Source organism: Syntrophorhabdales bacterium (assembly GCA_035541455.1).
In the GTDB taxonomy this organism is placed as follows: Bacteria; Desulfobacterota; Syntrophorhabdia; order Syntrophorhabdales; family WCHB1-27; genus JADGQN01.
Genome location: DATKNH010000009.1, coordinates 1 through 9410, shown reverse-complemented (window position 1 = coordinate 9410; position 9410 = coordinate 1). Strand labels below are relative to the sequence as shown.

The 9410-nt window shown below is 51.3% G+C and carries 9 protein-coding genes; 5 read left to right on the top strand and 4 right to left on the bottom strand.

The genetic code is table 11. The annotated features are described in order from the left end of the window. The 4 genes from VMT71_00850 to VMT71_00835 form a co-directional block, all read right to left on the bottom strand. On the bottom strand, window positions 1–483 hold a 483-nt coding region (locus VMT71_00850), incomplete at its 3' end, for an ATP-binding cassette domain-containing protein (GenBank protein ID HVN22488.1). 18 nt (window positions 484–501) lie between these two features. Next, a complete protein-coding gene (locus tag VMT71_00845; protein ID HVN22487.1) occupies window positions 502–1200 on the bottom strand; it encodes an ABC transporter permease in 699 nt (232 codons plus the stop codon). A gap of 144 nt (window positions 1201–1344) precedes the next feature. Beyond that, window positions 1345–2202, bottom strand: a complete 858-nt coding sequence (locus VMT71_00840; GenBank protein HVN22486.1) for a substrate-binding domain-containing protein — start codon at window positions 2200–2202, stop codon at window positions 1345–1347. Between the two features lie 87 nt (window positions 2203–2289). After that, window positions 2290–3150 (bottom strand): substrate-binding domain-containing protein, encoded by an 861-nt coding sequence (locus VMT71_00835; protein HVN22485.1) that lies wholly within the window; start codon window positions 3148–3150, stop codon window positions 2290–2292. Between the two features lie 237 nt (window positions 3151–3387). Here VMT71_00835 and VMT71_00830 point away from each other — a divergent pair, with 237 nt between their 5' ends. The 5 genes from VMT71_00830 to VMT71_00810 all read left to right on the top strand — a co-directional run bounded on the left by VMT71_00830 (window position 3388) and on the right by VMT71_00810 (window position 8873). Further along, the gene (locus VMT71_00830) at window positions 3388–4260 is read left to right on the top strand and encodes a helix-turn-helix transcriptional regulator (protein HVN22484.1); all 873 of its coding nucleotides are present in this window, start codon (window positions 3388–3390) and stop codon (window positions 4258–4260) included. A gap of 48 nt (window positions 4261–4308) precedes the next feature. Continuing rightward, the gene (locus VMT71_00825) at window positions 4309–5148 is read left to right on the top strand and encodes a 50S ribosomal protein L11 methyltransferase (protein ID HVN22483.1); all 840 of its coding nucleotides are present in this window, start codon (window positions 4309–4311) and stop codon (window positions 5146–5148) included. An 85-nt stretch (window positions 5149–5233) separates the two neighbouring features. Continuing rightward, complete coding sequence (purB, locus tag VMT71_00820) at window positions 5234–6535, top strand: adenylosuccinate lyase (GenBank protein HVN22482.1); 1302 nt, start codon at window positions 5234–5236, stop codon at window positions 6533–6535. 211 nt (window positions 6536–6746) lie between these two features. Next, window positions 6747–7700, top strand: a complete 954-nt coding sequence (locus tag VMT71_00815; GenBank protein ID HVN22481.1) for a GTPase — start codon at window positions 6747–6749, stop codon at window positions 7698–7700. Window positions 7701–8258: 558 nt separating this feature from the next. Further along, on the top strand, window positions 8259–8873 hold the full coding sequence (locus VMT71_00810) for a hypothetical protein (protein ID HVN22480.1): 615 nt from the start codon (window positions 8259–8261) through the stop codon (window positions 8871–8873). Window positions 8874–9410 lie beyond the last annotated feature (537 nt).

The window sequence follows — 9410 nt, the reverse complement described above, 5'->3', positions numbered from 1 at the left end:
AATTATCTCGGGTCGTATCGCAAATGCGCGGGCAAGGCTGACCCGCTGCGCCTCTCCGCCGGATAGCATCCTTGCCGATCTGTTACGTAGGTGAGTGATACCGAATCGCTCCAGCTGCTCGACGACTATCTCTTCGGTCTCAGAGCCTTTCATGTTGCGGATCTTCAGCCCCGAAGCAACATTGTGGAATACGCTGGTGTCAAACAGAAGCGCCTCCTGAAAGACCATCGCGATGCGCCTGCGAAAGTCAAGGATCGAGATGTCGGCTCCTACCTTTGCGCCGTTGAAATAAAGCTCTCCTGAAACAGGCCTTAGGAGGTAGGAGAGCGCCTGCAGGAGCGTAGTCTTGCCCGCACCGTTAGGGCCGATCAGTGCGAGTACCTCACCAGGCGTGAGGCTGACCGACGGGACATCGAGAACGGTGACACCGCCCCGGCTGACTACCAGGTCTTTTGCTTCAAGCACTGGTTCTGACATACTCATGCGTGTATCGTCTTGGTGTTACCTTGGGCGTTCCCGTTGCTGTATGTGCGTAAGAATCGCGTTGATTACATACGCGAGAAGCAGGAGGATAATGCTGAGCGCAATGGCAACATCGAAATTTCCACGGCTGGTTTCCATCACCGTTGCAGTGGTGAGCACGCGGGAATATCCTTTGATATTACCGCCAACCATGATCGAAGCACCCACCTCGGAAATCACTCCTCCAAACCCTGCCATCACAGCGGCCAGCAAAGGCAGTTTCGCCTCCTTGATAAGAATCCAGACCATCTGGAGCCGGGTGGCTCCGAGGGCAAGTATCTGCAGCCGCAGCTTTTTCGGAAGCTGCTGCATTGCGGCAAGGGTAATACCCATAACGATAGGCGTTGCAATGACAGCCTGGGCCACGATCATTGCTGCAGGTGTGTAGAGTATCTCGAGAAAACCGAACGGCCCGTTGCGCCACAGCATAATGCTCACAAACAAGCCCACCACGACCGGCGGAAGTCCCATGCCCGTATTAATGAGACTTACCACTACCCGTCTTCCGGGAAAACGCGTAAGCGCAACGACACTTCCGATGCAGATACCCAGGAACAGGCTAACCAGGGTTGCTATTCCAGACACCTTAAGAGAAAGCCACGTGATGCTCATCACCTCAGGGTCAAAGGTGACCAGCAGCCAGAAAGCCTTCTTTATGCCGTCAAAAATGAGATCCATACGAAGTGAAATATCGAATATCCAATATCTAAATCCTAAACAAACTTCAAATTCTCAATTTCCGAAATACAGCTCACCGTCTCGGTCATTTGAGATTAGACGTTGTTTAGAAATTAGAGATTAGACATTAGAATTTGATCCTCCTTATTTTCCCAGTTCTTCCACCTTTTTGCCTGCGTCAGGGAAGAAAAGCGGCGAACCGAATTTTTCTACGCCGAATGTCTTTATCACACCCTGTGTCTCCGGCGACACCATGAAATCGGCGAACGCCTTTCCGCCTGCAGCGTTCACCTTTGGCCACTTGGCAGAGTTGACCTCTATGACGTGATAGATGTTGAGGAGGATTGCATCCCCTTCACATAGAATATCAAGTCCCAGTTGCTTCTTCATAGCCAGGTAGGTGCCCCTGTCCGTCAACGTGTATGCCTTTTTTTCAGCCGCGACACTCAACGTCTGCCCCATTCCCAGACCCGTCTGCTGATACCATTTCTGCCCTTCGGGATTGATATTTGCTGCTTTCCAAATGGCTTTCTCCTGGGCGTTAGTCCCGGAGTTATCCCCTCGTGACATGAAAAGCGAATCGGTTGAGGCTATTTTCTTGAACGCCTCTGCTGCCGACTTTGTGCCCTTGATTTTTGCCGGATCTGCCGGCGGACCGACAACTATAAAATCATTGTGCATAACGAGTCTGCGGTTCACCCCGTAGCCGCCGGCCATAAACTTCTGCTCTGCCGCCGGCGAATGAACGAGCAGCACATCTGCCTCGCCTTTCTCACCCATCGCCATAGCCTGCCCTGAACCAACGGCGATGGTCTTCACGAAGTATCCTGTCTTCTTTTCAAACATGGGTATGAGCACATCGAGAAGCCCCGAATCCTGAGTGCTCGTCGTTGTTGCGAGTATGATATTTTTCTGCTGGGCACTCGCCGGCGCGACCGCAGCCACGCCGACAAGCATGACGGTGACGAATAATGCTACCCACAATTCACCCAACCGTTTCATAGATTATCCTCCTTGTAATGTTTCTCAAACAAGACTCTTTTCATCACGCAATCTGCGTACATCTGTGATAAGATTCTCTATCCATTGTCACTTCAAACCTTGCGCGCTTCTCCATTCCTTAGAGTTGGGGAAAAAGAGAGGGCTCCCGTATTTGTCCTTGCCAAAATCCCGAATGAGAAGCTGCCCCTTCTCAGGAGACGTCAACCACTTCACGAAAGTCATCGTGTCCTCGTAATTCACCTTCGGAAATTTTTTAGGATTGACAGGAATGAGACTGATGTAATTCAGAAGCGCTTCGTCCTTTTCAACAAGCACGGCGAGTTTGATCTGTTTCTGAAGAGTAAGGTATGTCGCCCTATCCATGACCGTATACGCCCCCTTTTCGTCAGCGTAGCGAAGCGTCGGAGCGTTTCCCAGAGATCCCTTTTCGTACACCTGATACCAGGAACCACTCGGCTTGATTCCGGCTTTCTGCCACAACTCCATTTCCGCCACATGCGTGCCCGACTTGTCGCCGCGGGAAATGAAGAGCGCACCTTTTTCCGAAATCCTCCTGAGCGCATCTGTCGCCGAGGTCATCCCCTTGATACCGGCGGGATCGTTCGCCGGCCCCATGATGACAAAGTCGTTGTACATGAGGTCAATACGTTCTGTACCAAAGCCTTCGGCGACAAATTTCTCCTCGAGTGATTTCGCATGCACCATCACGAGGTCTACGTTACCCTGCTTTGCAATGTCGAGAGCTGCTCCTGTGCCCGCACCCACGTGTCTGACCCTGATGCCAGTCTCTTTTTCAAAACCATTCTCGAGTACCTCAACAATGCCTGCATCAATGGGACCTATGGTGCTACTCAGAAGAATAAACTTCTGCGTCTCGGCGCGGGTTATGCCTGACATTGCACACGTACACACTATCAACATCAACAAAAGAACCAGCCAGCTTCTCACGAATACCTCCTCGGTGATTAAATGTGGATCAGCCAGAATGCAACCGGATTAGAAGAAAAAGCATACCTTGCCCCGGCCGATAATTCAAGCTAAATGCTTACACTTTGCGGCCTTTAACCTCACAATATAACCAATAATACCCAAAATACCACAATACTGCTTTTCGAGACATCTTGATTGGCCCTGTGCACAACCCGTTTGATTGAAAAAGCATGCCGACTTCTGTATACTTCCGTCGTGGAGATCCTTTCAGCCAAAGAGCTATCCAGATATCTTAAAATTAACGAAAAAAAGATTTATCAGCTTGTCAGATCATCCACCCTGCCCCACACAAAAATTGGCGGCAAAATAGCTTTTGCCAAAGAACTCATCGATGCCTGGATTGCAGAGAATACCGAGAGAGAGAAACATCTCTACATCGCTGGAAGCGACGATCCTCTTATCAGGCGCGTAATCGACACGTACAACAAGGAAGAGTCGAGCACCATTTTCTATGCACCGGTCGGCAGCATGAACGGGCTTAAACTCTTGCGGAGCGGTGCAGCAAATCTTGCGTGCGTACACATCCTTGATGTTGAGAAAAAAGAGTATAACACCGGATACATGGAACGCTATTTGAGCCACCAGCGCTACAAGGTGATACACCTCTACCTGAGAGAGCAGGGCATCTACCTTGCCCCGGATAACCCTAAGAAAATACGTTCGCTCGAAGATATCGCGTCTAAGCGTGTACGCTTTATCAACAGGAACCAGGGTACGGGGACACGACTTCTTCTGGACTTCTTGCTCCACGAGAAGGACATTGATCCCGGGCACATCAAGGGTTATGCCGACGAGGTGGAGTCGCACTTACAGGCAGGATTGGCAGTGCTGAGAGGAGAGGCCGATGCTGCGTTTGGTATCCGCTATATAGCCCACATGCTCAATCTGCATTTCGTCCCTCTCTTTAGAGAGCGGTTCGATCTCATCGTCTCGGAAGCATATGGCCAAGCTGCACCTGTAGAGAGTTTCCTTGAGCGCTTTGATCAAGGCAAAATGATGCGCTATGCAAAGAACTTTGTGGGCTACGACTTCTCGAAAACAGGAAGCACAATCCATCCGCACGCATAACCGGGCCGCAGGCCGGCCGCAAATAACCCAGGCACAGGGTATTCTCTCGTGAAACCACCGGGGACAAAATACGTAGTGCGTGTCGATCTCGTTGCCGAAAAAGGCGTAGAGGAAATTCTGCCTGAATTTATTTTTGATGAATGCGGTGGAGTCTGGATCGAGGAGACAATTGAACAGGTGTGTATCAGATGCTATCCGAAGCAGTTGAAGTCATTTCTCCGCCACATCCGTGAATCAGGACTGCGGTTCGCAAAAAGAAGCATCGTCAAGGAGGAACTGCAGGATTACGTCACCCTCACAAAGAAGTACTTCAGGCCCATCACTATAAGCGGCGTTACAATTCTCGCTCCCTGGCAGAAACATGGAAGGGCTGGAGATGTACTCATTATCGATCCCGGCATGGCCTTCGGCACTGGCAGACATGAATCGACCAAATTGATGCTGCGCATGATGAACCAAATCGACCTCAAGCAAATAAAGGTTCTGGATGTTGGCTGCGGTTCAGGAATCCTTGCTATACGCGCAGCGCAGAAGGGCGCATTTGTGACAGCTATCGATAGAGACCCGCTTGCAGTCGATGCAGCAAAACACAATTCCGCCCTGAATGATCTGAACAACATTGCCCTGGCGTGCACGGATCTCGCGAGCCTGAGAGGCCGCTTCGACGTTGTACTCGCCAACCTGGACTACGAAACGGTTTCGAAACATTATAAGGCTCTCGTCAGTCGTGTGGCGAATAGCGGCTTGCTTCTCGTATCGGGCATCGAGGATCAATATCGGGACCGCCTACTCGCTCTGTTCTTGCAGCACACCCTCGCCAGAAAGGCCGGGGTGAATGGCTGGCACGCGTTCATGTTCAGGATTGACAGTGCTGATGGGCTTGGATAAGATAAGACAGTTGAGTCGTTGAGTAGTTTATAAAGCTGCAAAGCTGATGGCTGACAGCTGAAGGCCTGAGCGAAGAGAGGATTCGATGATAGAGAGATACACGCGAGAAAAGATGGCCCGCATCTGGACAGAAGAGAACAAACTTGCCAAATGGCTCGATATAGAGATCGGTATATGCGAAGCCTACGGCCAATTGGGTCTCATACCTGCGAATGATCTGGAGACCATAAAGACGAAGGCCCGTTTTGATGTGAAAAGGGTACAGGAGATAGAGCAGGAAACAAAACATGATGTCGTGGCCTTTATTCAGGCCCTTTCAGAGTCGATCGGTCCCGCTTCGAAATGGGTACACATGGGGGTGACTTCCTCTGACATACTCGACACCTCCTTTTCCTGTCTCCTGAAAGAAGCATCCGATCTCCTTCTGGAAGACATTGTGAATCTGATGAATGTTCTCAAGGACAAAGCTTTTCAGTACAAGACCGTGCCCATGATTGGCAGAACCCACGGCATTCACGCAGAACCGGTGACGTTCGGACTCAAGATGGCTCATTTTTATGATGAAATGAGGAGAAACCATGAGCGCCTCAAGGCCGCGCGCGGACGCATTGTTTTCGCAAAGATCTCGGGCGCTGTCGGCACCTATGCCCACGTTCCGCCGTCCGTTGAAACGTACGTCTGCAGCAAGCTCGGCCTCAGGCCCTGCCCCATCTCAACACAGATCGTACCACGGGATTATTACGCCGAGTTCTTTACAACACTCGCAATCATCGGCTCCTCTGTGGAAAAGTTTGCCACTGAAATCCGCCACCTTCAACGCACTGAGGTGAGCGAGGCGGAGGAGCAATTCACTAAAGGCCAGACGGGTTCGTCTGCCATGCCTCACAAACGGAACCCCATCGGGTCTGAGAATCTCTCCGGCCTCGCGAGGCTGCTCCGCGGTTATGCGGTGGCAGCGCTTGAGAATATACCTCTCTGGCACGAGAGAGATATCAGTCATTCTTCGGTGGAAAGAGTGATCGCTCCGGACGGTACCATCCTGCTCGATTATATGCTGAACAGACTCACCAACCTTTACAGAACTCTCGTCGTCTACCCTGAGAACATGAAGCGTAATCTGGGCATCACCAAGGGTCTCTACCATTCTGAAGCCGTGATGCTGAGCCTTGTCAGGAAAGGCCTCACGCGGCAGGAGGCCTACAAGATCACCCAGCGCATAGCAATGGACTGTTACGAGAACAAAACCGATTTTGTCTCTGCTCTTCTCGGCGATGCGGAGCTCAAGGCTCATCTTTCAGAGGACGAAATTAAGAAGATCACCTCGGACGAGCACTACTTCGCACATGTGGACACCATTTTCGCCAGAGTATTTCCTGGCGAAAAGTAAGCAGTGAGCCGTAAGCAGTTTGCACATGGTAACAAAAGTAAGTAAGCAGTGAGTAGCGAGCAGTCTCGAAACATCAGTACACGACAGGCAATGAAAGCACATCTTAACGGTAGTCACCTGATTCAGTTACTGCCTGCTGTTCACTGCTTACTGCTCACTCTCACTTCTTCGCTGCTCATTGCTCACTGCTTGCGGCTCACGGGTTTTCAGCATGCCTGCTAATCTTCCGCCCACCTACTACGAAGAAGAGAAGAGACTGCGCGACGCTAAGAATCCCGATGACAAAATAGCCATCATCGAGAGGATGCTGGCAATTATTCCTCACCATAAAGGCACCGACCATCTCATAGCGCAGCTCCGCTCCAGGATTTCCAAGCTGAAAGAAGAAAAAGAGAGAAGACCGCAAGCCCAGAGAAAGATCGATTTGCTCTACAACGTCAAAAAGGAGGGGGCCGGCCAGGTGCTCTTCATCGGCTTCCCCAACAGTGGAAAATCTGCGGTCGTGGGGGCCCTTTCAGGAGAACCTCTTGAGGTCGCAGACTATCCCTACACCACGCGCATCCTCCAGACCAGGATGATGCGCTACCAGGATATATGGATACAACTCGTAGACACACCGGCCCTGGGGGACGAGAGCCAGAGCATGTGGTTCGGCAATATGCTGAGGAAAGCGGACGCCATCGTTGCGGTAGTAGCCCTCTCGGAAGCACTGGAAACAGAGTACGAGCTCGTTTTTGAGGAGATCAAGAGCCAGCTTCCGTACATTGACACTGCGAGCGCGCTACTTATTGTTGTGACGAAGGCGGATCTGACCGAGTTCACCGGTTCACTTAAAGAGTTCGAAAAAAAATCGCCATCGCCGGGTGAGATCATCCCTGTCTCAGTGACGCAGGACATGAACCTTCATATTCTGAATCAGAAGTTATTTGAGAAGCTGGGGGTCATCAGAGTCTATTCAAAGCTGCCAGGTAAAAAGCCCGATTTCGACGCTCCGTTCGTTCTCAAGAAAGGAAGCACCACTCTCGACCTGGCGGTAAAAGTCCACAAGGATTTTGTGGCAAAATTTCGCTACGCAAAGTTATGGAGGCATGCTCAGTCCGATGGTATGATGGTAAGCAAAGATTTCGTGTTGCAGGACAAAGACGTACTAGAGCTGCACTTGTGAAATACAATAGATAGCGGCAAGTCGGCAGTGAGCAGTAAGCCGTTTTGAAACCTCCCGGGAATCGTGAGGCATGCCCAGCAAGATAGATGCTGATGCAACAGCATGCACGCGAGCAACAATTGGCTGATTGGGAACGGGCGCCCTCTGTACGCTACTGCCATCCACGCGAAGAGCACTTACTACCGCTGCACGTCTGTGCAGGAATGGCGGAGAAGCCAGGGAAGCTCTTATTCGACGACTTCACTTTCGGAAAGCGTGCACCGACATTCCTATGGTAGACTCATCGGTTTTGGAATTTGGTTGAGAAGCGCTTCAGCGCATTGTCTTTCCTGTAACGTGTATATCGCGATGGTTTCAATTCGTGCATGAGTAGAACTGGCAATGTTTCATTACTCTCGGTGGCAGAGTCTAATCGGCTCGGGTCTCAGGCGGTTCTTGAAAAGAAATCCTGAAAGGTCCCCGCTTCTCGCTTGACAATGCATGGGTTGATACATAGGTTTCGCACTGAGTATGCTGTGCCATAAAGGCCATTCAATCCAAATCAGGAGGAGGTAGTATATGAAAAAAGCGGTATCGGTAGTTCTGGCGGTGATGCTCGTGGTCGCCTTTGCGCAGGTTGCAGCGGCACAGGAGCAAAAGGCTGCAGTAAGCGCGGAGATGAAAGCAGCGCCGAAGGAGGCCGCAGGTAGGCCGGGAGCGGTTGTAGCAGGGACGGCCACAGTAACAGCCACTATAGACGCGATTGACGCTGCGACGCGCAAAGTGACCCTCAAATACCCTGATGGCACAATGCAGACGATCACCTGCGGGCCGGAGGTAAGGAACTTCGACCAGATGAAGGTAGGGGACCTGGTAAAGACTACCTACGCCCAGTCGGTCGCCATCTGGGTGAGAAAGTCGACTGAGAAACCTGCTGCTGCAGCGGTAGAGTCGGTCAAAGTAGCACCGAAGGGAGACATGCCTCATGCCACCATGACAAAGACGACCGAGATAACGGCCACCGTGGAAGGCATTGACTACAAGAAGCGCACGGTCACCCTTAAAGGGCCTGAGGGCAACGTCAGAACGTACCCGGTGGATAAGCGGGTGAAGCGGTTGAACGAAGTGAAGGTGGGTGACGAAGTGGTGTTGCGGGTGACTGAGGCTTTTGCGATTAAGGTGGAAAGACCCTAGAGAAGAAGCTTTTCGACACACAGGAGTAACTTCGCAGGTTGCGTGGCACGTCTGGCAAGGGTAGAGTCAGAAGCGGCTCTGCCCTTGCGCGGATTTCAGTGGTAATTTCTTACTTAAGAAAATCTTCTCGCCAGCGTCTATGGAGGTGCATCACGCAATCCACTTCCCGAGCATAACCGAAAGTGTGAAAACGTGATTTTCTCGTGCGCTCGCACATTTCATCTGGTAGTGGTGAAGTCGTGTTTGTTTGACTAAAGCGCTGAGAACAAAGCCAGCAGCGTGGCTCGCAATGATTGCTTTTCCTTTTCGCCTCTGTACGGAGAGTCAGGTATAGCTCAGATCGCAACTTCAAAGGCAATCCTATCGTAAGCAACGGAGGGAGCACGTTCCCTTCTTTGTCCATGAAACAGGCCGCGTTGAACGCGCTGCCAATGTCGATGCCTACTACCAGGGTACGGTTCCCGATCCTCTTGCGTTTCTGGACCTGTCTGCTATACTGCTTCTTAAGCATGGGCGTTATCCTCCTGTTAAGATGTT

Bases quoted from the DNA above. Each gene is read 5' to 3' on its own strand.
- VMT71_00845 (HVN22487.1), bottom strand. From the start codon at position 1,200: ATGGATCTCATTTTTGACGGCATAAAGAAGGCTTTCTGGCTGCTGGTC.
- VMT71_00840 (HVN22486.1), bottom strand. From the start codon at position 2,202: ATGAAACGGTTGGGTGAATTGTGGGTAGCATTATTCGTCACCGTCATG.
- purB (HVN22482.1), top strand. From the start codon at position 5,234: ATGATAGAGAGATACACGCGAGAAAAGATGGCCCGCATCTGGACAGAA.
- VMT71_00815 (HVN22481.1), top strand. From the start codon at position 6,747: ATGCCTGCTAATCTTCCGCCCACCTACTACGAAGAAGAGAAGAGACTG.
- VMT71_00810 (HVN22480.1), top strand. From the start codon at position 8,259: ATGAAAAAAGCGGTATCGGTAGTTCTGGCGGTGATGCTCGTGGTCGCC.